At 60.5% G+C, this 24,153-nt stretch carries 19 protein-coding genes and 3 pseudogenes; all 22 read right to left on the bottom strand.

Annotated features, from left to right (window positions below; genetic code table 11):
- Window position 1: 1 nt before the first annotated feature.
- Entirely contained in the window at window positions 2-1,021 is a 1,020-nt protein-coding gene (fliG, locus tag HT737_RS23675) for a flagellar motor switch protein FliG (protein ID WP_007920042.1), read from the bottom strand.
- Window positions 1,014-2,800, bottom strand: a pseudogene (gene fliF, locus HT737_RS23670) (flagellar basal-body MS-ring/collar protein FliF). The gene fliG and the pseudogene fliF overlap by 8 nt, the downstream one beginning before the upstream one ends.
- 15 nt (window positions 2,801-2,815) lie before the next feature.
- Window positions 2,816-3,145, bottom strand: a complete 330-nt coding sequence (gene fliE / locus HT737_RS23665; RefSeq protein WP_003222869.1) for a flagellar hook-basal body complex protein FliE — start codon at window positions 3,143-3,145, stop codon at window positions 2,816-2,818.
- 127 nt (window positions 3,146-3,272) lie between these two features.
- Window positions 3,273-4,664 (bottom strand): sigma-54 dependent transcriptional regulator, encoded by a 1,392-nt coding sequence (locus tag HT737_RS23660; protein ID WP_182404125.1) that lies wholly within the window; start codon window positions 4,662-4,664, stop codon window positions 3,273-3,275.
- 5 nt (window positions 4,665-4,669) lie between these two features.
- Window positions 4,670-5,863 carry a PAS domain-containing sensor histidine kinase gene (locus HT737_RS23655; RefSeq protein WP_179294989.1) on the bottom strand — a complete coding sequence of 398 codons (1,194 nt, stop codon included), beginning with the start codon at window positions 5,861-5,863 and terminating at the stop codon, window positions 4,670-4,672.
- Window positions 5,864-5,988: 125 nt separating this feature from the next.
- On the bottom strand, window positions 5,989-7,464 hold the full coding sequence (locus tag HT737_RS23650) for a sigma-54 dependent transcriptional regulator (protein ID WP_041073001.1): 1,476 nt from the start codon (window positions 7,462-7,464) through the stop codon (window positions 5,989-5,991).
- 172 nt (window positions 7,465-7,636) lie between these two features.
- A complete protein-coding gene (locus HT737_RS23645) occupies window positions 7,637-7,933 on the bottom strand; it encodes a hypothetical protein (RefSeq protein ID WP_003222861.1) in 297 nt (98 codons plus the stop codon).
- An 11-nt stretch (window positions 7,934-7,944) separates the two neighbouring features.
- Entirely contained in the window at window positions 7,945-8,343 is a 399-nt protein-coding gene (gene fliS / locus HT737_RS23640) for a flagellar export chaperone FliS (RefSeq protein WP_027614233.1), read from the bottom strand.
- A gap of 129 nt (window positions 8,344-8,472) precedes the next feature.
- Complete coding sequence (gene fliD / locus HT737_RS23635; RefSeq protein WP_047292526.1) at window positions 8,473-9,945, bottom strand: flagellar filament capping protein FliD; 1,473 nt, start codon at window positions 9,943-9,945, stop codon at window positions 8,473-8,475.
- Between the two features lie 83 nt (window positions 9,946-10,028).
- On the bottom strand, window positions 10,029-10,388 hold the full coding sequence (locus HT737_RS23630) for a flagellar protein FlaG (protein WP_047292524.1): 360 nt from the start codon (window positions 10,386-10,388) through the stop codon (window positions 10,029-10,031).
- A gap of 72 nt (window positions 10,389-10,460) precedes the next feature.
- Window positions 10,461-11,321 carry a flagellin domain-containing protein gene (locus HT737_RS23625; protein ID WP_007958307.1) on the bottom strand — a complete coding sequence of 287 codons (861 nt, stop codon included), beginning with the start codon at window positions 11,319-11,321 and terminating at the stop codon, window positions 10,461-10,463.
- A gap of 236 nt (window positions 11,322-11,557) precedes the next feature.
- Window positions 11,558-11,830, bottom strand: coding sequence for a hypothetical protein (locus HT737_RS23620; RefSeq protein WP_095667183.1), 273 nt, complete (start codon window positions 11,828-11,830; stop codon window positions 11,558-11,560).
- Window positions 11,827-13,116: a 6-hydroxymethylpterin diphosphokinase MptE-like protein gene (locus HT737_RS23615; RefSeq protein WP_182404124.1), complete on the bottom strand. Its 1,290-nt coding sequence runs from the start codon at window positions 13,114-13,116 to the stop codon at window positions 11,827-11,829. Before HT737_RS23615 ends, HT737_RS23620 begins: the two co-directional genes overlap by 4 nt.
- An 86-nt stretch (window positions 13,117-13,202) precedes the next feature.
- Complete coding sequence (locus tag HT737_RS23610; RefSeq protein WP_182404123.1) at window positions 13,203-14,129, bottom strand: ketoacyl-ACP synthase III; 927 nt, start codon at window positions 14,127-14,129, stop codon at window positions 13,203-13,205.
- A gap of 228 nt (window positions 14,130-14,357) precedes the next feature.
- Window positions 14,358-15,410 carry a pseudaminic acid synthase gene (gene pseI / locus HT737_RS23605; protein ID WP_145593073.1) on the bottom strand — a complete coding sequence of 351 codons (1,053 nt, stop codon included), beginning with the start codon at window positions 15,408-15,410 and terminating at the stop codon, window positions 14,358-14,360.
- Window positions 15,403-16,909: pseudogene (pseG, locus tag HT737_RS23600) on the bottom strand (UDP-2,4-diacetamido-2,4,6-trideoxy-beta-L-altropyranose hydrolase). Before pseG ends, pseI begins: the two are co-directional and overlap by 8 nt.
- Window positions 16,906-17,601 carry a pseudaminic acid cytidylyltransferase gene (gene pseF / locus HT737_RS23595; RefSeq protein WP_047292511.1) on the bottom strand — a complete coding sequence of 232 codons (696 nt, stop codon included), beginning with the start codon at window positions 17,599-17,601 and terminating at the stop codon, window positions 16,906-16,908. Before pseF ends, pseG begins: the two are co-directional and overlap by 4 nt.
- The gene (locus HT737_RS23590; protein WP_182404122.1) at window positions 17,598-18,218 is read right to left on the bottom strand and encodes a pseudaminic acid biosynthesis-associated methylase; all 621 of its coding nucleotides are present in this window, start codon (window positions 18,216-18,218) and stop codon (window positions 17,598-17,600) included. Before HT737_RS23590 ends, pseF begins: the two co-directional genes overlap by 4 nt.
- 31 nt (window positions 18,219-18,249) lie before the next feature.
- Window positions 18,250-19,407 carry a UDP-4-amino-4,6-dideoxy-N-acetyl-beta-L-altrosamine transaminase gene (gene pseC / locus HT737_RS23585; protein ID WP_182404121.1) on the bottom strand — a complete coding sequence of 386 codons (1,158 nt, stop codon included), beginning with the start codon at window positions 19,405-19,407 and terminating at the stop codon, window positions 18,250-18,252.
- A complete protein-coding gene (pseB, locus tag HT737_RS23580) occupies window positions 19,404-20,405 on the bottom strand; it encodes a UDP-N-acetylglucosamine 4,6-dehydratase (inverting) (RefSeq protein ID WP_027614222.1) in 1,002 nt (333 codons plus the stop codon). Before pseB ends, pseC begins: the two co-directional genes overlap by 4 nt.
- A gap of 28 nt (window positions 20,406-20,433) precedes the next feature.
- A pseudogene (locus HT737_RS23575) lies at window positions 20,434-23,348 on the bottom strand (TIGR00180 family glycosyltransferase).
- Between the two features lie 55 nt (window positions 23,349-23,403).
- Entirely contained in the window at window positions 23,404-24,141 is a 738-nt protein-coding gene (locus HT737_RS23570; RefSeq protein WP_047292500.1) for a cephalosporin hydroxylase family protein, read from the bottom strand.
- Window positions 24,142-24,153: the final 12 nt, after the last annotated feature.

Genomic DNA, 24,153 nt, shown 5'->3' with positions numbered 1-24,153 from the left:
CTTAGATCATTTCCTCGCCGCCCTTGCCACCGAGCACGATCTCGCCGGCTTCGGCCATACGACGGGCAATGGTGAGGATTTCTTTCTGCGCGGTTTCCACGTCGCTGACGCGCACCGGGCCTTTGGCTTCGAGGTCGTCGCGCAACAGTTCGGCCGCACGTTTGGACATGTTCTTGAAGATCTTCTCTTTGACGCCTTCGTCCGAGCCCTTGAGGGCCAGTACCAGCACGTCCGAGGACACTTCGCGCAACAGCGCCTGGATGCCGCGGTCGTCGACGTCGGCCAGGTTGTTGAACACGAACATGAGGTCTTCGATCTGACCGGACAGGTCTTCGTCGACTTCGCGGATCGAGTCCATGAGCTGGCCTTCGATCGAGCTGTCGAGGAAGTTCATGATGTCCGCCGCACGCTTGATGCCACCCAGGGTGGTGCGCGAGGCGTTCGAGTTGCCGGAGAACTGCTTCTCGAGAATCTGGTTCAGCTCTTTCAGCGCAGCCGGCTGCACGGTGTTCAGCGACGAAACGCGCAGGATGATGTCCAGGCGCACCTTGTGATCGAAGTTGCCGAGCACTTCACCGGCCTGATCCGGGTCGAGGTAGGCAACGACGATGGCCTGGATCTGCGGGTGTTCGTAACGGATCACATCGGCAACGGCGCGCGGCTCCATCCATTTCAGGCTGTCGAGGCCGCTGGTGTTGCCACCGAGCAGGATGCGGTCGATCAGGCCGTTGGCCTTGTCTTCGCCCAGCGCCTGGGTGAGCATTTTGCGCACGTAGTCGTCGGAGCCGACGCCGAGGCTGGTCTGGTCACCGACGATGTCGACGAACTCGCTCATGACCTGCTCGACCTGCTCGCGATGGACGTTGCCCATCTGAGCCATGGCCACACCCACCCGCTGAACCTCTTTCGGGCCCATGTGGCGCAGCACTTGCGCGGCATCGGTCGAACCCAGGGACAGCAGCAGAATCGCGGCTTTGTCGACCTTGTTCAGTTTGACGGTTGCGGCTCGGTTATCACTCATCTGCGTTAATCCACTCTTTCACGACCTGAGCCACGCGACCCGGATCCTCGGCCACCAAGCTCTTGATTGCATTCAGTTGTGCGTCATAACCCTCACTCGGGCTCGGCAACAGAATGCTCTGCGGACCACCGAGGCTCACGCGGTCGTTGGCCAGGTCGCCATCCAGGCCGCCCATGCCACCGAGTTCCACGTCGCTGCCCAGACCGGCCAGCTCCTTGCCTTTGCCGCCACCGGTGATGTTGTTCAACACCGGACGCAGCACACCAAACACCAGCACCAGGATGAACAACACACCCAGCACTTGTTTGACGATGTCCCAGAACCATGGCTGGGAGTAGAACGGAATATCGGCAACCACTTCACCGCGTTCGGCGGAGAACGGCATGTTGATCACGCTGACGCTGTCACCACGGCTGGCATCGAAGCCAACGGCGTCCTGCACCAGACGGGTGAAGCGCGCCAGTTCATCGGCGCTCCATGGCGCGCGGGTGGTTTCCCCGTTGGCCGCATTGACCTTGACCTGATCATCGACCACCACCGACACCGACAGACGATTCAGGCGACCCTGCTGCTGCTTGGTGTGGCTGATGGAACGGTCCAGTTCGAAGTTCTTGGTGGATTGTTGACGCTTGTCCGCCGGGTACGGTGCGAGCATTGGCTGGCCGGTGGCCGGGTCCATGATCTGCTGACCGTTGGCATCCACCAGTGGCTGACCGGGTTGAACCATGCCGGTAGAGCCTTGCGCGCCACCGGTGGTTTGCGGTGCCGAGGCCGGCGCCGGCGGCTGGTTGCTCAGCGCCCCCGGGACACCTTGCGGACCATTGCTGGCGGTGCGTTGCTCATTGACCGACTGCTCGCTGCGCAACGCCGGCTGGTCCGGGTTGAACTGCTCGGCGGTCGATTCGACGGCACTGAAATCGATGTCGGCCGAGACTTCAGCCTTGTAGCGATCGTTACCCAGCACCGGCTGCAGAATGTTGTGCACGCGCTGAGTGAGCATGCTTTCCATGCGGCGGCTGTAATCGAACTGCTTGCCGGCCATGGTCATTTCGGAGTTCTCCGCCTGATCGGAGAGCAGATTGCCCTTCTGATCGACGACGGTGATCTGCGATTTGCTCAGTTCAGGCACGGAAGTCGCCACCAGGTTGATGATCGCCACCACCTGACCCGGCTCCAGCGAACGTCCGGAGTACAACTCGACCAGAACCGAAGCGCTTGGCTTGCGCTCATCGCGCACGAACACCGAGCTCTTCGGAATCGCCAGGTGCACGCGGGCGCCCTTGACGTTGTTCAGGCTGGAGATGGTGCGTGCCAGTTCGCCTTCGAGGCCGCGACGGTAACGGGTCGCTTCCATGAACTGGCTGGTGCCCAGCCCCTGTTCCTTGTCGAGGATTTCGAAACCGATGTTGCCGTCGCTGGGAGTGACACCAGCGGCCGCGAGTTTCATCCGCGCACGGGACAGATCGTCAGCCTTGACCAGCAAGGCGCCGGAGTTCGGCTCGACGGTGTAAGGGATGTCGGCGGAGGCCAGGGTGTCCATGACCTGCTTGGCGTCCATGCCGGCAAGGCTGCCGTACAACGGACGGTAATCCGGCTGCTGCGACCACAGCACCACGCAAAGCCAATCGCCACGCTCGCAGCCAGGCCGACCAACAGGCCCACCTGACGCAGCATGGTCATCTCGGAGAGGTTTTCCAGGAAGGACAGGCCGAACAGCGGCGGTTTGCCGTCTATCGGGGTGGCCTTGGCCGGAACGTTATCGGCGACTGCTTCTGCCATGACTCAATCTCGTCCTTAAACCGGCATCTGCATGATGTCTTGATAAGCCTGAACCAGTTTGTTGCGCACCTGGGTCAGAGCCTGGAACGACACGCTGGCTTTCTGCGAGGCGATCATCACGTCGGTCAGATCGACGCCGCTCTTGCCGATTTCAAATGCGTTGGCCAACTGAGTCGATGCCTGCTGGGTATCGCTGACTTTGTTGATGGCCTGACCGAGCATGTCGGAAAAGCTGCTGCCTGCCAGTTCAGGGACGGCGGCAGTCGATTTCGGCGTGGCCATGGCGTCCATTTTCATGGCCTTCATGTCCATCATCAACCGATTAAATTCAATACCTTGGCTCATGGTCTACTCTCTTGGGCGGCCCGCAATTTTTTGACACTCACTCGGCGGGTACACAGGTATTAGCAACAAGGGTGCCAGCTATCGGGCAGCCTTTCAGAAAAGCACTTTCAAACATTCGCTCCACCGCTCACGTGGCGAACAGATAGCCTTCGACGTCCATCCCGGCATCGCGCATTTGCGCCAGCTTGTAGCGCAGGGTTCGCGGGCTGATACCGAGTTTTTCCGCCGCCTCCTTGCGCCGGCCGCGTTCGGTGCGCAGGGTATCGATGATCATCTGAAACTCCCTACGCCGCAGGTCATCGCCCAACGCACCGGCGGATTCAGCCTCGACTTCGATCTCGCGCACCAGCGGCTGCACCGGCACGACGGACGGCGCAGTACCAAACGTCACCGCGCCCGTCAGGCAGAAATCCTGCGGCTGGATCAAACCGCCCTGCTGCAGAATCAGCGCCCGTTGAATGGCGTTATCCAGCTCACGCACATTGCCCGGCCACGGATAACCAGTGAGGCAAGCCCGGGCTTCTGGCGACAGCTTCGCCGGCGCGTGCTTCATTTTATTGACGTGTTTGTTCAGCAACCGCTCGGCCAGCGGCAGGATATCGGCAGTGCGCTCGCGAAGTGGACGCCACGCCAGAGGAAAAACCGACAGACGGTAAAAGAGGTCTTCACGGAAGCGCCCCGCCGCCACTTCGCCAGCCAGATCGCGGTTGGTGGTCGCGACCACGCGAATATCCAGCGCGATCGGCTTGCGCGCACCGACACGCTCGACTTCACGCTCCTGCAGCACCCGCAGCAACTTGGCTTGCAGGCCCAGGGGCATTTCGGAAATCTCGTCGAGCAGAAGGGTGCCGCCATCGGCTTGTTCAAACTTGCCGGGCTGCGCCGCGATGGCGCCGGTGAATGAGCCCTTCTCGTGACCGAACAGCGTGGCCTCGAGCATATTGTCGGGAATCGCCGCGCAGTTGATCGCGATGAACGGCTGGCTCGCACGGTGAGATTGCTGGTGGATGTAACGCGCCAGTACTTCCTTGCCGGTACCGGACTCGCCGGAGATCAACACTGTGGAATCGCTGCGCGCCACCCGCGCCGCCAGGTCGAGCAACTGCGCACTGGCCGGCTCGACCGCCACCGGCCCGTCGCTATCAGCCACACTGACACAGCCCAGCGCATGCCGCGAAACCAGGTCCAGCAGAGCCTTGGGCTCGAACGGCTTGACCAGATAATCCGCCGCTCCCTGGCGCATCGCATCGACCGCTCGCTCCACCGCGCCATGTGCGGTCATCAGCAGTACCGGTAGTTGCGGCTGTCGGGCGCGCAACAGTCCAAGCAGTTGATGGCCGTCCATGCCGGGCATGTTGACGTCACTGACCACCAGACTGAACGCTTCGCGCTCAACCGCCTGCAACGCCTCTTCGGCGCTGCCGACCGCGTGGTAGTCGTGGCCTGCCAGCAACAGCGTGTCGGCCAGCGCTTCGCGCAACGAGCGGTCATCCTCGACCAGCAAAACCTTGATGCCCATGACGTTTACTCAGCTCCCTGTACAGCGGAAAACAGCGGCAGGATCACCTGCGCGCACGTGCCGCGCCCGACACGCGAACGCAGCCGCAATTCTCCCTGATGTGCCCGGGCCACGGCCTTGACCACGGTCAGACCAAGCCCGGTGCCGGTGACTTTGGTGGTAAAAAATGGCTCGCCGAGACGTTCGAGCACCACCGGATCTATACCGCTGCCGCTGTCGCTGACGCACAGGCGCAGGCTGTTGTCGCGGGTGTAGCAATGCACTTTCAGGCGCACGTTGCCGTCACTGGCCTGAATCGCGTTTTCGATCAGATTGAGAAGGGCCCCGACCAGCGTGTCGCGGTTGCACAGCAATTCGCCGGCATGACTGTCGCACTGCCAGCGAATGGGCAAATCCTGCACATGAGTCAGCGCCGCCGCCTGCAGCGATTGCATCAAGGCATTGGGGGTGATGCGATCGGTCAGCGGCAACTCGCCCCGGGCGAACACCAGCATGTCGCGCACCTGATGCTCCAGCTCGTGCAAACGCTCTTTGAGGCGGCCAGCGAAACGCTGCTGGGTGGCGACCGGCAATTCCTGCTCAGTCAAATGACTGGCGTAGAGCAAAGCGGCAGACAACGGTGTGCGGATCTGATGAGCCAGCGAGGCGACCATGCGCCCCAGCGATGACAGACGCTCATGGCGCGCCAGTTGATCTTGAAGGTGGCGGGTTTCCGTCAGGTCGTTGAGCAGCACCAACTGCCCCGGTTCGGCATCCAGCGAGCGGGTGGCAATCGACAGTCGCCGACCGTTTTTCAGAGAGATTTCATGGCCGTCGTCCTCGCGCGGGGCGAAGCATCGGGCGATCACGTGGCGCCACAACTCGCCTTCCAGCGGCAGCCCCAACAACTCAATGGCCGCCGGATTGGCCTCGCGAACCATGCCATGGCCGTCAATGACGATGACGCCACCGGGCAACAGATCAAGGAGGTTTTGCAGGCGGTTGGCCAAACGTTCTTTTTCGGCCAGCTCCTGCATGCGCTGGGCACTGACCACCGCCAACTCGCCTTTGAGCTCGGTGACCCGGGCTTCAAGCATGCTGTAGGAGTCGGTCAACTGGCTGGACATCTGATTGAACAGCGCGAACGCCTGCTCAAGACCCTGACGGCTCGCCTGCTCTACGGACGACGATTGCCCCTCGGCATTGGAGGCAGATGACATCTGGGCGTGGGGCATTGTGTTCTCTCGCTTGGCTGACCGTCAGTTAAACGGAACGTTGCGAGGGACGTAGCAATACCCGTGCCTAAAAAAAACTGCTTATAAATGAAGACGTTGAAAAACAGGCGTCAATCATCCGCCTGTTCATCACCTTCACGCCGGCTCATGCCGTACTTGCGCATCTTCTCCACCAGCGTGGTTCGACGGATGCGCAGGCGTTCGGCGGCACGCGCCACAATGCCATTGGCATCGTCCAGCGCCTGCTGGATCAGACCCTGCTCCAGACCACCGAGGTAGTCTTTGAGGTCCAGACCTTCCGGCGGCAGCAGAGCGTTGGCGGTGAAGTCCGGGGTATGACCGTTGATCGCCACGCGCTCTTCGAGATCGCTGCGCAGACTGTCGACCATCTGCTCGTCTTCATCATCGACGTAGCGGAACTTCTTCGGCAACTCGACCACACCGATGACCCCGTACGGGTGCATGATCGCCATGCGCTCCACCAGGTTGGCCAGCTCGCGGACGTTGCCCGGCCAGCCGTGACGGCACAGCGACATGATCGCTGCCGAGTTGAAACGGATCGAACCGCGCTTTTCGTGCTCCATGCGCGAGATCAGTTCGTTCATCAGCAGCGGGATGTCTTCAACGCGCTCACGCAACGGCGCCATCTCGATCGGGAACACATTCAAGCGATAGTAGAGGTCTTCGCGGAAGGTGCCGACCTCGATCATGCTTTCGAGGTTCTTGTGGGTCGCGGCAATGATGCGTACATCGACGCTCTGGGTCTTGTTGCTGCCCACACGCTCGAAGGTACGCTCCTGCAGCACGCGCAACAGTTTGACCTGCATCGGCAGCGGCATGTCGCCGATTTCATCGAGGAACAGCGTACCGCCGTTGGCCAGCTCGAAACGTCCGGCGCGGCTGGTGATCGCGCCGGTGAAGGCGCCCTTCTCGTGGCCGAACAGTTCGCTTTCCAGCAGCTCGGCCGGGATCGCCCCGCAGTTGACTGGCACGAATGGCGCGTCGCGACGTTTGGAGTGGTAATGCAGGTTGCGCGCAACCACTTCCTTGCCGGTGCCGGACTCGCCGAGGATCAGCACACTGGCGTCGGTATCGGCCACTTGCTGCATCATCTGACGGACATGCTGGATCGCCCGGCTGGTGCCGACGAGGCTACGGAACAGATTGGGTTCGCGATGACGGCCGCGCTCGCGGGCCTGGTCGTACATCTCGCGATAGACCTGGGCACGGTGCAGGGAGTCGAGCAGCTTGCTGTAGCTGGGTGGCATTTCCAGCGTTGAAAGCACCCGGCGGCGCTGGTCTTCCGGCAGGTCGACGGAAGAATTATCGCCCATCAGCAAAACAGGAAGGAACTCATCCCATGTCGAGAGTGTCTTTAACAAGCCCAACAGTGCACCCGGAGCATTTACCGTCCCGATCAGTACACAGATGACTTCACGACTTGATGACAAAGAGCCGACAGCCTGCTGCCAGTCATGGCTGCCGCAGGGTAAATTTTCTTCGCCGAGAAAATTTAAAATCACCGCCAGGTCGCGGCGGCGGACGCTATCGTCATCGATCAGCAGAATTTTGGTTTCACGCCACATGCAATAGCAACTTCCCTAGTCAACTCAATGCCCGAAAAATGGGGCAAGCGAGACGCTTGCAGGACACCTTGTGCCTGTAGACGCCTGAAATCTGAAAACAGCCACTAGTTAAGTCAAAAAACCGTGCACAGTCAAATTTATGGCGCACATGTCTGGATTAACTGGGGGTTAATTAACCAAACAGATGGTAAACCTTTGCCGCCTTTTGCGCTTGGGTGATCTGCGACATCTCGTTGGCTATCGCCTGCCGCTCACCCATCGCCGCCTCCAGAAGCTCCTTGTAGACGTGGAGCAGCTCCTCAAGGTTATTGCGCAGGGCCTCCTCATCCAGCGAGGCCTCGGCCATGACGTCTTCCATGCAGGATCGGCAAGCCAGATCCAGCTCGCCAATGGCTTCCCAGTTGCGTTCGGCCAGCGCACTGACCAGCGCTTCACGGGTGTCGGCGATTCGCTGCAATACAAGACTCATGGTGCTCTCCTTCAAAACTGCGGAGCAGGCTCGGGGGCGATGGCATCCCAGCCTTCTTTGACCGTGCTCAGCAAGCCGGCAACCTCATCGAGAATGCGCGGATCGCTGTTGATGTTGGCCTCGGCGAGGCGCTTCATCATGTAGATGTACAGCCCGTCCAGATCGGCCAGTTCATCGGCACACTTTTCCAGGTCCAGACCTTCACGCAGCCCGCTGACAATGCCAATGGCCTTGCTGATCGAGGTGCACTTGCCAGGAATGTCCTTGCGCTCGATGGCACCCTTGGCCTGAGCGATGCGGGCCAGCCCGCCTTCCATCAACATTTGTACCAGACGGTGCGGACTCGCCTCGGAGGTCTGGGCGTGCGCGCCGACTTTCTGATATTGCCGAAGGGCTAACATTGGGTTCATGTTCTACCTCATTGCCACAATGACTCGTATAACCAGTGTATCGCCAACGAATCACAGAACTTTAGATCAAAAGACAAAAACCCGGCGCACGCCGATAAAGCGTAGCCGGGTTTTTGTCGTTCTTGCAGGTTACTTCGCGGATTGCTGAGCGTTCAGCGAGCTGAAGAACGACGTGATGTTGCTGGCCGTCGCTTTCATCTGCCCTACCAGCAAGTCCATGGCGTTGTACTTGGCCGTCAACGTCTTGGTCAGGTTGGCCACACGCAAATCCAGCGCCAATTGCTGACTGGTCAGGCTCTTGGTGTTGTTGTTCAGGATGGACATGCGCTGATCAAGCAGGCCTACGGCAGTAGGTGCGCTACCGGCAGGTGCCTTCAGATACGGGTCCACCGCCTTGTTCATGCGCGCCAGCAGACCGTTGGTATCGTTAGTCCCGGTGAACATCTGCTGCACCTGGCCAGCCTTCCCGGGCTGAGCCATGGTTTTGGTGAACGCAGCAGTATCAAACGTCAGGTTGCCGGTGTTGCGATCGGTCATCACACCGATCTCCGACAGATAGGACAAAGAACCCTCTGCACCAGCACCAGGAGCAGTCAACTGGCCACGGATGTCGGAGATCAGCGAGCGCGGCAACGAGTCACCGGTGAAAGCGGCCTGCACCGTCAGTTTGCCATCGGCGTCCGGTGTTGCCTTGGACAGGGTGTCGATGGTGGTCTTCAGGGTGTTGTAGGCGTCAACAAACGCCTGAACCGAAGCCTGCAGCCCTTTGGTGTTGGTATCGACGCTGACAACGGTCGGCGTGGCAACGCCACCAACGACAGGGCTGACAGTGGTCAGATTCAGGGTCAGGCCGCTGATTGCACCACTGACCGTGTTACTTTTGCTGGAAACCTGCAGGCCGTCGATGGTCACCTTGGCATCTTGTGCAAGGCCATTGACGTTGCCCGAGGCGCCTGCCGCCGGATTAGTACCCATCGACTGAGTACCGTCGATCTCCAGACCGGCGATCCCGCTGACAGAGAGATCGGTACCCGCGCCAGTCTTGTTGGAGCTGATCACCAGGCGCGAAGCACCACTGCTGTCAGTCACGATGTTGGCAGAAATGCCATTGGCGCCCTGAGCCGTGTTGATCGCATCACGCGTGCTCTGCAAGGTCGCATTGGCCGGGATCGTGACATTGTAATCAGTGCCATTCTGACTGATTTTCAGGGTACCACTCGGAATGGCACTGGCAGCACCGCCGGCGAAAGAAGCGCTGGCAACTTTCGAGCCAGTGGCCAATTGGTTGACAACAACGTTGTAAGTCCCCGACACCGCAGTGTTATCGGAGGTGGCGCCGAGAATCGCTGTGTTGCTCGAGGTCGCCGTGAAGCCGGCAAATGCCGGGTTGGTCTTGCTGCCCAGGTTGGTCATCGCCGTCTGGTACGCGGTCAGCGCACTCTTCAACGTGCCGACACCGGAAATCTTCAGGGTATTGGTCTTGGTCGCGGAATCGATCTGCGTCTGTTTCGGCGACTTGTCGGCGTTGACCAGCGCGGTCACGATCGCGCCGATGTCCAGGCCGGAACCCAGTCCGGAACCCGGTAGAATTGGACTTGCCATGTGCATCTCCCTTCAGATTGTTGCCAGACTTTTGACCCATCCAGGCGTCATTCAAGAAAGACAAACACTATTCATGCCAGCTATCAGACTTTGGCGTCGAACAACACATGGCTTGCGTTGGCGAGGCTGTCTGCGAGCTTGAGTGCTTCTGCGGAGGGGATCTGGCGTACGACCTCACCCGTCTCGCTTGCGATCACCTTGACGATGACCTTGCCAGAGTGCTCGTCGATCGAGAACTCCAGGTTACGCTTGATCGATTGAACGAACTTCTCGATCTCTTGCACGGCCAGTTTCAACTTGGCGTCATCCGTTTGCTGACTTTTCCTGTCAGCGACCGGAGCGTCGGCCGATGCAACTTTTGGCGTCTCCGACGGCTTGTCAGCAACAGGCGTCGCTGGCTTGGGAGCCGGATAAGACACGTTAAGCTTTACGCTCATGTCCATGCTCATCACCTCCTAACGTAAAAAAGCGAGAGAGCGCGACCAGCGCACCCTCCCGCCCAAACTCATTCCGAATTACTGAAGCAGCTTCAGTACAGCGGAAGGCAGTTGGTTGGCTTGAGCCAGAACAGAGGTCGAAGCCTGTTGCAGGGTTTGCTGCTTGGTCAGGTTAGCAGTCTCTGCGGCGAAGTCGGTATCTTGTACGCGACCTTGTGCAGCAGTGGTGTTCTCGGTGATGTTCTGCAAGTTCTGGATGGTGCTGGTCAGACGGTTTTGCGAAGCACCCAGGCTGGCACGAGTTGCACCGATTGCAGCGATAGCGGCGTCGATTGCAGTGATCGCGTTGTCGATGTTCTGCGAAGCAGAACCAGCGCCAGTACCGGTGGTACCGGTCAGAACTACAGTACCGCTACCTACGGACAAGCTGACGGCGTCGAACTTGGAGCTCAGTACCAGGTCGATGTGGTTAGCCGAACCGGTGTTTGCGCCGACTTGCAGGGTCACAGTACCAGCCGAACCGTCCAGCAGGTTTTTGCCGTTCAGGTTGGTAGCAGCCGAGATACGGGTGATTTCGTCAGACATCTGAGCGAATTCAGCGTTGGTCGCGGTCTGGTCAGCAGTACCGTTGGTGCCGTTACGTGCTTTAACAGCCAGTTCACGCATACGCTGCAGGATGTCGGTCGAAGCTTGCAGAGCGCCTTCAGCGGTCTGAGCAACGGAGATACCGTCGTTGGCGTTCTGGATGGCTTGGGTGTTACCACGGATCTGCGAAGACATACGGTTCGAGATCTGCAGGCCAGCAGCGTCGTCTTTAGCGCTGTTGATTTTCAGGCCGGAAGACAGGCGCTGCATCGAAGTCGACAGAGCGTCGGAAGCGCGGTTCAGGTTCTTTTGAACGTTCAGCGACGTGGTGTTGGTGTTTACTGTTAAAGCCATGACGAATTCCTCGTTGGTTGGGTACTGCGGCTTCCGGCCCTGGCAACCGCCTGGAATGGCCTAGAGAACCTTCGTAATAGTTATCGTCGGGTTGGCAGGTTGCTTGAGGGCTTTTTGAAAAAAATTTGCCATCACCCTGCCACCCCCGAGAAAACAAGGGCTTAGCGCCCCCCACCTGCGAAAAAATGACGCCATAAAACCGACCCGCGCGCAAAGCCGCGGGCCAGCGCGGTCGGTCAGTTTGCCGATCGTGCTTTTTGCAACACTTCGATCAACTCGAACTCCATCCAGTCAGCCAGGCCCAACCAGTCCTGACGCTCCTGACAGTCGAGCATCTGCGTGAGTATCAAGGCCCAGTCCTGCTGTACCGTCGCCGGTGCGGACATCAGCAACTGCTGCGCCCCCTCGAACACCTCGACCATATCCAGCGCCGCCTCAACGTCACGCCCCAGACGAAACAGCCCGGCGCACTGACGGCACTCGTCGACGCACTGCTCAATCGTCGTCATTGCACAAACTCCTGATTGAACTGTGTCCCGGCGATCAGTGCACCTGCCCGACTGCTGTTGAAGAACTGCACCTGCGGATGCGCGGCGATATAACGCTCGAGTACGCACAGATAGCCGCGAAAGTTCAGCTGGGTGCTGACCCGCCGGCCATGGCCGTCCTGCACCCAATGCCGCGCCTGATCGACCCCCGGCCCCAGATCACCGTCATTCCAGCCGGCATGGGTCTTGTTCATCGGGAAGGCGAAGTCGGCGCCGAACAGGGTAATGCGCGATGCACCCATCTTTACTGCCAGATCCACCGCCGGATGAATCACGCTGCCACCGACATGCAGTTGCCCGCGCGGATATTGCTCGCGCAACGCGGCGTACACCGGACTGGCCGAGTAACCGCCGTAGCGTTTGCCCTTCCACGCGGTCATCACCGCAGGATCGCTCATGGGCAGATACACCAGCGGGATGCCAGCGGAGTCCTCGAACGGCAGATGCCGGAAGCTGATGCGCTGATCAATGGTGACCACCAGATCCGGGACGATCCCGTGCTCACGCAATGGCCGGTAAGCGGTATCCACACACATCAACAACGGACGTTCAGCCTGCGCGCGCACCGCCGCCAGACGCTGGAAATGTCCTTCGAGCGTCGGCCCGGTGCCAATCACATAGATTTCCCGGCCACTGGCCGTGCCGAACAACTGCGCCACATCATCATCGCCCAGCAACACCGGCAAACACTCCTGCAGACGCTGCTGAATGAACGGCAAATGTGGATCGAATTCACGATTGTTGAAGCTCAAGTGCACTTCGCTGACCAGCCGATCACGGATCTTCGCGTTGAAGTCATCAGCCAGCAGCATCTCCGCCGGCAACGCGAAAAACGGTGTGCAGATGTCTGACAGATCACCGGCATAGAACAGCTGCACACGCGGATCTTCCAGCCATTGGCGTTGATCGAGCAGTTGCAGCACCAGGGCGAACAACGAGCCATTGAGGATATGAACGTACAACCGCTCAAGGCCGGCGCGCTCCAGCAGAACCGATGGCAGGTCGCCGAGGCCGGTGCCATAGACGTGCAACTGCGGCTTTTCCGCCAGGCTGGCCGCCTGGATGCGGGCTTCGTGGACGCGGTCGTGGCGACTGGTCAGTTGAATGCCATTAACGCTGAGCGTCGAGCCCAAGCCCTGCACCAGCTCGGCTTGAACGACTGAGGTGTCTTCAGCCTGCAAGCGCTCAAACAACGCCGGCCAGCGTTGCTGGATGACCTGGGCATTGGGTTGGAAAAACTCGCTCATGCCGCCTAGCGCTCCATTCAGGCAAAAAAAATAGCGTTCAAGGGTAACCTTGAACGCTATTTTTGTATTCGCCGTTTTTGACCGGATCAAGGACGATAGATGATCGCCGAGCCCCACGACAGACCGACACCGAAACCGCTCAGGGCAATGCGCTGCCAGTCGGAGTCGAGCACGTGTTTTTCCAGCAGCAGCGGAATGCTCGACGACACGGTGTTACCGGTTTCGACCATGTCCTTGATGAACTTCTCCGGCTCGCCTTCGAAACGCCGCGCCACCGCATCGACAATCGCCGCACTGCCCTGGTGAATGCAGAAGGCGTCGATGTCGTCAGCCTTGAGGCCAGAGTCGTCGAGCAATTCGTGCAAGTGCGCCGGGACTTTGAGCAGCGCGAAGTTGAACACCTGACGCCCATTCATGAAGAACACGCCATCGGTGACTTTCAGGTGTGGCGCGCCGGAACCGTCGGTGCCGAACTTGGCCTTGCCCAGCGCCCAGGCCGGGTCTTCGCCCATCCAGGTCGCCGTGGCGGCATCGCCGAAGAGCATGGTGGTGTTGCGGTCTTCCGGGTCGACGATTTTCGAATACGGGTCAGCGGTGATCAGCAGGCCGTTCTTCAAGCCGGCGGCTTCCATGAAGCCCTTGATCGCGTAGATGCCGTAGACGTATCCGGAGCAGCCCAGGGAAATATCGAACGCCGCGACATTAGTCGGCAGACCGAGCTTGTCCTGGACGATCGCAGCGGTGTGCGGCAGACCTTCTTCGTCACCGTTCTGGGTAACGACGATCAGCGCGTCGATCGACTCACGCTTCAGTTCAGGGTTGTTGGCAAACAGCGCATTGGCCGCTTCCACGCACAGATCGGAGGTTTCCTGTTCAGCGTCTTTGCGCGGCAGGAAGGCCGAACCGATTTTACCGAGGATGAATTCTTCATCCTTCTCGAATTTTGCACCTTGTGCGTAATTGTCCACGCCGGCTACAGGAACGTAGCTCGCAATGCTTTTTATGCCAATCATTACGGCTTCCCAATAAAAAAACAGCCCAAAACCACCGCTCGCAAGGATTCGAGGGGCGCCGACAAACAGAAAACGGCCACCACAAAGGGCAGCCACGGGGAGCGCAAAGGGCTATCACTGGAACCGAATACACGGCCAGGCGCCATCTCCCCGGTCAATACAATACAGTGAAGATGCGCGTTATGACTCGCAGGTCACGCTATTTTGCCGAATCGGTGGCAGATCGGGTTATTCGACCAACGACCAGTCCAGCGGCGTGCCACGTTTGATCGCCTGACGAGCGCGGCGACCGAGGACGGCATCGGTGTGCTTGGGCGGCAGACCGAGACCAGGGCGAATGGCGCGCAGATTGTCCCCGGAAAAGGGCTCACCGGCCGCCATATCGGCAGTGACGTACAGCGAGCGGCGATAGACCAGCGACTTGCGCTCGGCCTCGGTGACGCCGTAATGCACCTGGCCCATGGCTTGCCAGGCGCGTTCGGTTTCGACCACCAGACTGGCCAGCTCCGCAGGTTCCAGCGAGAAACTGGCGTCGACGCCACCTGCCGAACGGTCGAGGGTAAAGTGCTTTTCCACCACCGTTGCGCCGAGTGCCACGGCGGCCACGGACACACCCACGCCCATGGAGTGATCGGACAGCCCGACTTCACAACCGAACAGTTCGCGCAGATGCGGGATCGTGCGCACGTTGCTGTTGAGCGGCGTTGCCGGGTAAGTGCTGGTGCATTTGAGCAGCACCAGATCCTTGCACCCCGCCTCGCGGGCGGCGCGCACGGTTTCGTCGAGTTCGGCGATGCTGGCCATGCCGGTGGAGATGATCAGCGGTTTGCCTGTCGCCGCCACACGGCGGATCAACGGCAGGTCGGTGTTTTCGAAACTGGCGATCTTGTACGCCGGCACGTCGAGGCTTTCGAGAAAGTCCACCGCCGTGTCATCGAACGGCGTCGAGAACGCGAGCATGCCCAGTTCTTTGGCCCGAGCGAAAATCGGCGCGTGCCACTCCCATGGGGTGTGGGCCTTCTCATACAGGTCGTACAGCGAAGTACCCGCCCACAGGCTATTCGGGTCCTTGATGAAAAACTCGCCCTCGGCCAGATCCAGGGTCATGGTCTGCGCGGTGTAAGTCTGCAACTTCAAGGCGTGCGCCCCAGCTTTGGCGGCAGCTTCGACAATCTGCAGCGCCAGCTCCAGCGACTGATTATGGTTGCCGCTCATCTCGGCAATGATGAACGGCGGCGCATCGGCACCGATCAGACGCTCGCCAATCTTGAAACTACTCATCGCGGTGATCCTTCAAAACCTTGGTGAACGCGCAGGCACTCTGGGTGAATCCGGCGTCACGAAACACATTCAAAGACGGACGATTGCCCGGCAGCACCTGAGCGGTGATAACGGTCATCTGCGGCCAGTGCCCGCGGACGAACGCCTCGCCTCGCGCCAGCAGCGCCCTGCCCCAACCCAGACCAAAAACGCCCGTGCAGCAGATACAGCGACACTTCAGCCTCGAATCCACGCAAGTCATAACGCAGGACGCCGACCGCACCGTCATCGGCCTCGGCAATCAACAGCAGACGCTGCGGGTTGCGCAGGCTCGCCGTCAGCCAGTTCAGGTGCTGCGGCCATTCGATTGCAGCCGTGTCCAATGACCACCGGCGCACAGCCTCGGCATTGCGCCCGTCGAACAGCAATTGCGCATCATCGAGGGTCGCCGGGCGCAGCCTGAGCACGGCACCGGCCAGCGCTGCCGCCACGCGCAACGCACCGCGCCCATCGACCAGTTGCCGTGAACGCTCGGCCAGACTCTGGCGCAGATAGGCATTGTCGACGACAAAACCGATGGCATCGCGCAGCTGTTCGACGCTGACCTGCTCGCGAGCCCCCATGAACACATGCGCCCCCGCCGCCGCCATGACTTCGCCGTTGGCTTGCTGGTTGTTCGATACCGCGATGCAAAGGGTCGGCAGGCCCAGCGCCGCGCGCTCCCAACTGGTGCCGCCACCGGCGCCGATAAACAGATCGGCTGCGGTCATGCGTTGCTGGAAATCGCTGACGAAACTGTGCAGGCGCCAGTGCGGCCGTGTTGCGGCCAGTGCCTGCATTTGTGCCCACGCCGGGTTGTCCGCACCGGCGACGAAATCCACTTCCAGTTCGGTGAAGTCCTTCAACGCCAACATCGCGTGATGGGTCTGCATCGCCGCATCGAAACCACCGAAATTCACCAGCACCCGCCGCGCCTTGGGTTGGATCGCGATGGCCGGGCAGACGAACTCTTCACGCAGCATGGCGTAGCGCGGGCCGAGCAAGGTACGGCAGCCTTCGGGCAGCAGCGGCGCATAGTTTGCGCTGAGACCGGACAGGTTCTGATTGAGCAGCAGATCGACGCTGTACTGGCGAGTGGCGAGATCGTCTACTGCCGCGATCCGAGGTGCCCAACGGCGCGCTGCGGTTTGCCAGTGATGATCGAGGCCGTAGTGATCGGCGATGATCCAGTCGAATGCGGCGTGACCTGCCAGCAAGGCGTCCAGCGCATCGATGTCCGCCTGCCACGGCAGCATCGATTCGATGGCCTGTTGCGGGTCTTCGCCGGGGTAAATGTCCGGCAAGGCAAAGATCTCGAAACCTTCGGCAGCCAGGGCATCGAGCCGATGCCCGGGCAACCGCCGACAGGCAAACGCGACATGACTGCCCTGTTTGCGCAGCACCCGCGCCAGCGTCAGACAACGGGCAATGTGGCCACTGCCAATGGTCGGCGAAGCATCAGCGCGGATCAGCACTTTCATTGCAGTTCTCCGCCGGCCTTGAGCGCGGCGTAGAGGTATTCGGCGCGTTTCCAGTCTTGCAGGGTGTCGATGTCCTGCACCAGATGCCGCGGCAGAATGACCGGCAGACTCGCGGACGAATACAACACGTCACCGCGCAACCATGCCTCACTGCGGCCCCAGTAGAACTGGCCGGCGTCCTGAAAGGCTTCGGGCAGATCCTGCGAGCGGGTTTGGCGAAATTCCGGGTACAACGCGGTCAATGCGCCCTGCCCGTCCAGCGTCAGTGCCCGCTGTACGGGGAAACCAAAGCTGCACACCGAAAAAGCAAACGACCTCTGCGGATGCTGCTGCAACAACTCGAATCCCTCGCGCAGAAATCGCGCCTGCAACAACGGCGCCGTGGCGTACACGCAGCAGGCGTAATCGAACGCGGGCAGTTGCTGCAAGGCATGCACGATCACCGCAGCGGTGCCGGTGAAATCATCCGCCAGTTCAGCCGGGCGCAGGAACGGCACTTGCGCACCGTGAGCCAGCGCCAGCTCGGCAATTTCCGCGTCATCGGTACTGACTACGACCTGTTCGAACAGGCCACTGTCGAGCGCCGTGCGGATCGAGCGGACAATCATCGGCACGCCGTCGAACGGCAACAGATTCTTGCGCGGGATGCGCTTGCTGCCGCCACGGGCCGGGATGATTGCGACGCTGTTCAAGGACGTTTTTCCAGCAGAAACCAGGTGATGTCATCCACCGGGAATTGTGGGTCACGGTGATAACCAAAGCCGTAATCGAGCAATTGCAGGTCGGCATAACGATCAAGCATTTCCCCGGCGAAATCGCGCTTGAACAGCTTGCCGCTGTTGCCGCGATAGGATACTTCCACCGGTGCCGGATTGTAGTACTCGGCGATCAGGATGTAGCGCTGGCTCAACGCATACAACTGCGCATAGGCGGTCGGCAGCAGCTCCGGCGCCAGATGGATCAGCACGCCTTTGCTCAGGGTCAGGTCGTAACTGCGCTCGCGCGGAAAGTCGAACAGCGAGCCGTGCCAGATCTGCGCGATGCCCAGTGCCCCCGCCTGCGCACAGGCGCTTTCATTGATCTCGACGCCGAACAATTCACTGTGCGGCAGCAGTTGACGCAGCGCCTGCAGGTTGTTGCCGGCATTGGTGCCCAGCTCAACCACACTGTCGATGCGCCCGGCGCGGCTCAGGGCCTTGGCGAACAACGCCAGGTTGGCCGCGACCAGCGGCTGACCGACGTTGCGATCGACGTACTGGTTGCCGAAATCGCCCTGCCAGAATTTTTCCTGCTCACTCAGATCACGCATTGCACAGTCTCATTCGCCGCCGCAGCGGGGTTTATTCGGTCAGCCGGCGCAATTGCTCGACCACATGATCCTGCTGCTCGTCAGTGAGCAACGGATACAGCGGCAGGCTGATCGCCTCGGCGTAATAACGCTCGGCTTCGGGGAAGTCGCCTTCGGCAAACCCCAGGTCGCGATAGTACGGCTGCAAATGCACAGGAATATAGTGCAGGTTCACGCCGATGCCGGCGGCACGCAAGCCTTCGAACACCTGACGGTGGGTCAGGCCGACACGCCCGGTCTGCAAGCGCACCACGTACAGGTGCCACGCCGATTCCGCCTCCGGCTGCGCGCTGGGCAAAGTCAGTGGCAGGTAGGCCAGCAACCGGTCGTAACGCGCCGCCAGTTCACGGCGACGGGCGATGAAGCCGTCCAGCCTGGCCAGTTGCGACAGACCCAGCGCCGCCTGCAAATCGGTGATCCGGTAATTGAAGCCCAACTCGATCTGCTGGTAATACCACGGACCGTGGCTGGGTTCGCTCATCTGCTGCGGATCGCGGGTCATGCCGTGGCTGCGCAGGCGTTGCAGACGCTCCGCCAGTTGCGGGCGGTTGGTCAGGACCATGCCACCTTCGGCGCTGGTGATGATCTTCACCGGGTGGAAACTGAACACGGTCATCGCCGCGAATTCCCCGCACCCCACGGGGCGCCCGGCGTAGCTGGCGCCCACTGCGTGCGAGGCGTCTTCGATCACGGTGAAGTTGTAGCGCTCGGCCAGTTCAGCAATCTTGCGCAGATCGCAACTCTGCCCGGAGAACGCCACCGCCACCAACACTTTCGGCAGTGTGCCGTCCTGCTCGGCCTGATCAAGTTTCGCGGCGAGGGCGAAGGCATCGAGGTTCCAGGTCAGCGGATCGATGTCAACGAAATCCACCTCGGCGCCGCAGTAGCGCCCGCAGTTGGCCGAAGCCAGAAAGGTGTTCGGCGTGGTCCACAAGCGATCACCCGGGCCAAGGCCGGCAGCGAGGCAAGCGATGTGCAGCGCCGCCGTGGCGTTGCACACCGCCACGGCGAAGTCGGCCTGGCAACGTTCGGCCATTGCCTGCTCGAAACGCTCGATGGTCGGGCCCTGGGTCAGCCAGTCCGATTGCAGCACCTCGACCACGGCATCGATGTCCGCCTGATCAACGCTCTGCCGACCGTAGGGAATCATGCCGACAACTTCGCGTGCAGCTCGGCGATCTGCCCGACCGAGAGGTAGTGCGGATTGGTGTCGGAGCGGTATTCGAAATCCTCACTCACCGGCCGGCCATGTTCGCCGAGCTTGTCGATGGAGAAATCGACATCGACGCTGGTAAAGCGGATGGAAGGCTGGATGGTGTAGTGATCCTCGAATTCCAGGGTCATCCGCGCATCGTCCAGCGGCACCATCAGTTCATGCAGTTTTTCCCCGGGACGAATACCGACGTTCTTGTGCGGCAGATGTTCGGCCATGCCCCGCGCCAGATCGACGATGCGAATCGACGGGATCTTCGGCACGAACACTTCGCCGCCGTGCATCCGCGCAAAGCTGTCGAGGACAAACTGCACGCCGTGATCGAGGGTGATCCAGAAGCGGGTCATGCGCTCGTCGGTGATCGGCAGCTCCTGCGCACCATCGGCAATCAGCTTGCTGAAGAACGGCACCACCGAACCCCGCGAGCCCGCCACGTTGCCGTAGCGCACCACGGCAAAACGCGTTTGTTGTTCACCGGCAATGTTGTTGGCGGCGACGAACAGCTTGTCCGACAGCAGCTTGGTTGCGCCGTACAGGTTGATCGGGCTGGCCGCCTTGTCGGTGGACAGCGCCACAACCTTTTTCACGCCGTTGTCGATGGCGGCGGCGATGATGTTCTCCGCGCCATTGACGTTGGTGCGGATGCACTCGGTGGGGTTGTACTCCGCCGCCGGCACCTGCTTGAGCGCCGCCGCGTGCACCACGTAGTCGATGCCGCGCATGGCCTGCCGCAGACGGTCGGCGTCGCGCACGTCACCAAGGAAGTAACGCATGCACGGCGCGTTGAACGTCTGCTGCATTTCGTACTGCTTGAGCTCATCGCGGGAGAACACCACCACGCGCTTGGGCTGGTATTGCTCAAGCAGACGGGCGATGAACTTGCGCCCGAACGAGCCGGTGCCGCCGGAGATGAAGATCGATTTACCGTTGAACATATTTTGTATTCCGTTCCTTGGGCGCGGCTCAGGCGAGTAACTGCGACCAGTCCAGCGACGTACTGTCGTTCAGACCATACCCTTTGCCGCTCAAGCTCAGGTTGGCGTTGTACGCCTGATCCTGAGCGAACGCGGCGGCCCATTTTTCCTGTAGCGCGGCCAGTGCCCGGGGTGCCTGGGCAATCGCGCCTTGATGCAGGACCTGCACCGATGGCGTCCATACCGTGAGGTAACCGGCCTGAGCTGCTTTCAGACACAGATCGACATCGTTGAAAGCGTCGCCGAATGTGCTGTCGTCCAGACCACCCAGCGCTTCAAACAGTTCTTTGCGCACCATCAGGCACACGTTCGATACCGCTGAGCAGTTCTGCTCCACCGACAACCGGTACAGATAGCCGTCGGCATCATGTTTTTCACCGACGAACGCCGACCCCACCCCGCCATGCATACCGAGGATCAGCCCGGCCTGGCTGACTTTGCCATCGCGATCAACCAGCTTCGGCCCGACCACGCCGATTTCCGGACGCAGGGCATGGTTGAGCAGCGAGTCCAGCCAGTTCGGGTTGACCACTTCCGCGTCGGCCGCGAGCAATACCAGATACTCGCCCTGCGCCTGGCGGCTGGCAGCGTTGAGCAATGCCGGTACGCTCAGCGATTGCTCGGCACGCAGCACCTGGACTTTCGGATGCTGGTAAGTACCCAGCCAGTCATTGACCTGGGCCGACTGCGTGGCCGTGGTGGCGATCAGGATCTCGTAATGCTGATAACGGGTGCGCAGCTGCACCCCTTCGAGACAGCGTTGCAAGGCTGGCAGGTCATCGCCGGCCGGAATCACGATCGATACCAGCGGACGATCACTGTGGTGGTAATCGATCTGATAAATGCCCGGCACCGCCGAGGTGACCTTGGCCTTGTAGCCGCGATTGCCCAGGTGGCGCAACAGCGCCAGACGCTCATGCGCGTTTTCTTCCAGCGACGCGGCTTCGGTGATCAGCAGCGGTTCGTCGAGGTGGGCCAGGCTGTTCAAACCGTGCTCTTCGATGATGCGCAGCAGCACGTCAAATTCCAGTGCCTTGTTGAAATCGGCGCGGTAGCCACCCACCTCGACCAACGTGTCACGGCGCACCAGCCAGTGCCGTGCCATCAGCCCCGGCAGGCTCAAGAGCAGATCGAGGTTGAAGCCGGGACGGAACACATCCACCAGCGCGCCCTTCTCCCCGCGCTGGATCTCGTCGGTGGAAACGGCACGGCAATCGCCCGCGGACATCAACTCCAGACTGGCGCGCAACAAACCACTGGCGGTGAACTCATCGCCCGCCTCAGCCAGCAGCACCCAGTCGCACGGCGACTGACTGGCACTCTGATTGAGTTTGTCGACCAGGTTGGCCGGCGTAACCCGGACAAAGTGCAAAGTGTTCTGCGCCGTGGTAGCCGCCGGTGCTTCGCCAGTGGTGAACACGACAATTCTGAAAGCCTTGCATTGACCTTCAAGCAAGCTGTCGAGGCTGACCTGCAACTTGTCGATGTCGTTGTCCAGATCCAGCAGGAAAATGCCGAACTGCGGGCCACCGCCGTTGACCGACAGGTGCTCGGCAATCGATGCCAACTGAGCGCCATCGGCCTGACGCGAATCCAGCCACTTGAGCAGTCGACCCGACTGCGTCTGGTCGAATACCTGATGATGGTCTTCCACCGTCAACGCATCGAGACGAGCATTCCAGTCGCGCATGTTCTGCGCTTCTTCGTCCTCGCCGGCCAGTTCCAGCTGTTGCGCCAGACGCTTGACCACGGTGCGGTTGAACGCATTCAGGTCGTGCGCCTGCCACAAACGATCCAGAACACTTTCCGGGGTATCGTTGTTGCGCGCCTGCAGCAAGTGCGCCTGACGGGTCCACACACCCTCCAGGTCCCGCAGTTGAATGCGCCCGGCGGGCATGGCGTGCAGCATGAATTCGAACTGTTCGAGACGATCAAAAAATGGCTGGTTGTAGAACGGCATCTCGACGTACTGCAAAGGCCCGAACCGCCGATCAGGCCTCTTGAGCGACTGATTCCAGGTGGACTGGATAATCAGCTCCGCCGTGAGTGCCCTGCCGCTTTGCAGACTGTCGACCATCGCCTCGAAGCTCTGCAGGGCAAACGCCTTGCCCTGTTGCGCATCAAGATCCTTGATGCCGGTGGGCAGTGAGGCAAGGAACTCGGCAAAGGCTTCACGCTCGGCGACCGATTTGGCATCAACATAGGTCAGCGAGTGATACACCTCGGTGCTGTGCTCGGAATTGCCATAGTTGATCTCGCGCACCACATAGGGCATCGGCAGAATCCGCGCCTTGGCACTCGCCAGCAGGAAGTACACGTGGCCGATTTCCTGCCACTGGAAATTGGTCCCCGCCGGCAATGCCGAGTGCCAGGTTTTCATCAGATCAGTACGGGTCACCGCATAGAACGGCGGGATGTACTGACTCATGTAGTCGATAACCCGATCCTGAGCCCGCTCGGACGCATAGTCTTCCTGGACTTTCTTGTCGCGGCGGTAATAGCTCACTCCACCCGACAGCGTCAGGTACATCAGGCAATAGCGTGGCACATGCCATAGTCCGGATTCGCCTTAAGGAAACCGACGGACTCGGCCAGCGAATCATGCAGGATGAAATCGTCGTCAGCCGCCAGCACCATGTACGGCGTGGTCAGTCGCTCTACACCGTACGCCAGTTTGGCCTGCATGCCCCAGTAGGCGAACTGCGGCACGTGATGGTAATCGACGGCGGAAAAGTCCCCTTCCGGCCGCTCGGGTGTGGAGTCGAGCACCATGATCCGGCAGGGCAAGCTGCTGTAATACTTCACCGCCCGACGCAGGAACGCCGGCCGATTGTGAGTAATCAGCACCACGGTCAACAGCTCGTTGAGCGGTAGCGCCAGTTCAGAACTGTACTTGCCTTGCATAACTTCTCTCCACAACCGGCGACTCGCCGAGATAACGCTTTGGTGATGTTGCGAATTAACGAACGCGACGCAGATAGCCGTCCGGCGCCACGGTGATCAGCAGCTTGTTTTGCAGTTGCTGGTCGATTTCGAAGTCCTGGTTTTCTTCCAGGTATTTCCACACCGCGGTTTTCGGGTTGTCGCCCGGGCCCCATGGGCGATCCGGGAAGAAATCGGCCGGCATGTCTTCAACCACGGTGTCCATCACCACGCAGTAGCTGTCGACCGAGACCAGCGGCGCATACAGGCGCAGCTCTTCGAGCACGTGGTCGTGGGTGTGGTTGGAGTCGAGCACCAGAATGACCTTCTTGCCCTTGGCCGCAGCCTGCACCTGAGCAGCGATGGCCGGGTCGATGCTCGAGCCTTCGATCATCTTGATGCGCTTGGCCATCGGGTGGCTTTCGATCGCTTCACGGTTGTGCGGGCGGATGTCGAGGTCGATGCCCAGCACTTCGCCGTGACCTTGCAGCTCCAGCAGAGAGGCGTAATAGATGATCGAACCGCCGTGGGCGATGCCGCACTCGATGACCAGATCCGGCTTGACCTGCCAGATGATCTCCTGCATTGCCATCATGTCCTGCGGCAGCTGGATGATCGGGCGGCCCATCCACGAGAAGTGATAGCTGTACTTGTGTTTGGCCGATTCGTTGAAGAAATCACGGGCCAGGCCAGTCAGTTTCTGGTCGTCACCCTGCTGGGCGATCTGTTCCCGGCACTCGGCTTCGAAGGCTTTGTTGATACTGTTGTCGGTCATTTTCAAAATCTC

This window comes from Pseudomonas sp. MD195_PC81_125 (assembly GCF_014060985.1).
In the GTDB taxonomy this organism is placed as follows: domain Bacteria; phylum Pseudomonadota; class Gammaproteobacteria; order Pseudomonadales; family Pseudomonadaceae; genus Aquipseudomonas; species Aquipseudomonas parakoreensis.
Note: the sequence above shows the minus strand (reverse complement) of the source record. Positions and strands in the feature narration are given on the sequence as shown.

Excerpts from the sequence above, each read along its gene's own strand:
- HT737_RS23645 (WP_003222861.1), bottom strand. The coding sequence starts at position 7,933 with ATGAGTCTTGTATTGCAGCGAATCGCCGACACCCGTGAAGCGCTGGTC.
- HT737_RS23610 (WP_182404123.1), bottom strand. The coding sequence starts at position 14,129 with ATGATTGGCATAAAAAGCATTGCGAGCTACGTTCCTGTAGCCGGCGTG.
- HT737_RS23620 (WP_095667183.1), bottom strand. The coding sequence starts at position 11,830 with ATGACGACGATTGAGCAGTGCGTCGACGAGTGCCGTCAGTGCGCCGGG.
- HT737_RS23655 (WP_179294989.1), bottom strand. The coding sequence starts at position 5,863 with ATGTCATCTGCCTCCAATGCCGAGGGGCAATCGTCGTCCGTAGAGCAG.
- pseC (WP_182404121.1), bottom strand. The coding sequence starts at position 19,407 with ATGATTCCCTACGGTCGGCAGAGCGTTGATCAGGCGGACATCGATGCC.
- pseB (WP_027614222.1), bottom strand. The coding sequence starts at position 20,405 with ATGTTCAACGGTAAATCGATCTTCATCTCCGGCGGCACCGGCTCGTTC.
- HT737_RS23570 (WP_047292500.1), bottom strand. The coding sequence starts at position 24,141 with ATGACCGACAACAGTATCAACAAAGCCTTCGAAGCCGAGTGCCGGGAA.
- fliE (WP_003222869.1), bottom strand. The coding sequence starts at position 3,145 with ATGAGCCAAGGTATTGAATTTAATCGGTTGATGATGGACATGAAGGCC.
- HT737_RS23630 (WP_047292524.1), bottom strand. The coding sequence starts at position 10,388 with ATGGACATGAGCGTAAAGCTTAACGTGTCTTATCCGGCTCCCAAGCCA.
- HT737_RS23660 (WP_182404125.1), bottom strand. The coding sequence starts at position 4,664 with ATGGGCATCAAGGTTTTGCTGGTCGAGGATGACCGCTCGTTGCGCGAA.
- fliS (WP_027614233.1), bottom strand. The coding sequence starts at position 8,343 with ATGAACCCAATGTTAGCCCTTCGGCAATATCAGAAAGTCGGCGCGCAC.
- HT737_RS23615 (WP_182404124.1), bottom strand. The coding sequence starts at position 13,116 with ATGAGCGAGTTTTTCCAACCCAATGCCCAGGTCATCCAGCAACGCTGG.
- pseI (WP_145593073.1), bottom strand. The coding sequence starts at position 15,410 with ATGAGTAGTTTCAAGATTGGCGAGCGTCTGATCGGTGCCGATGCGCCG.
- HT737_RS23625 (WP_007958307.1), bottom strand. The coding sequence starts at position 11,321 with ATGGCTTTAACAGTAAACACCAACACCACGTCGCTGAACGTTCAAAAG.
- HT737_RS23650 (WP_041073001.1), bottom strand. The coding sequence starts at position 7,464 with ATGTGGCGTGAAACCAAAATTCTGCTGATCGATGACGATAGCGTCCGC.
- HT737_RS23590 (WP_182404122.1), bottom strand. The coding sequence starts at position 18,218 with ATGCGTGATCTGAGTGAGCAGGAAAAATTCTGGCAGGGCGATTTCGGC.
- fliD (WP_047292526.1), bottom strand. The coding sequence starts at position 9,945 with ATGGCAAGTCCAATTCTACCGGGTTCCGGACTGGGTTCCGGCCTGGAC.
- fliG (WP_007920042.1), bottom strand. The coding sequence starts at position 1,021 with ATGAGTGATAACCGAGCCGCAACCGTCAAACTGAACAAGGTCGACAAA.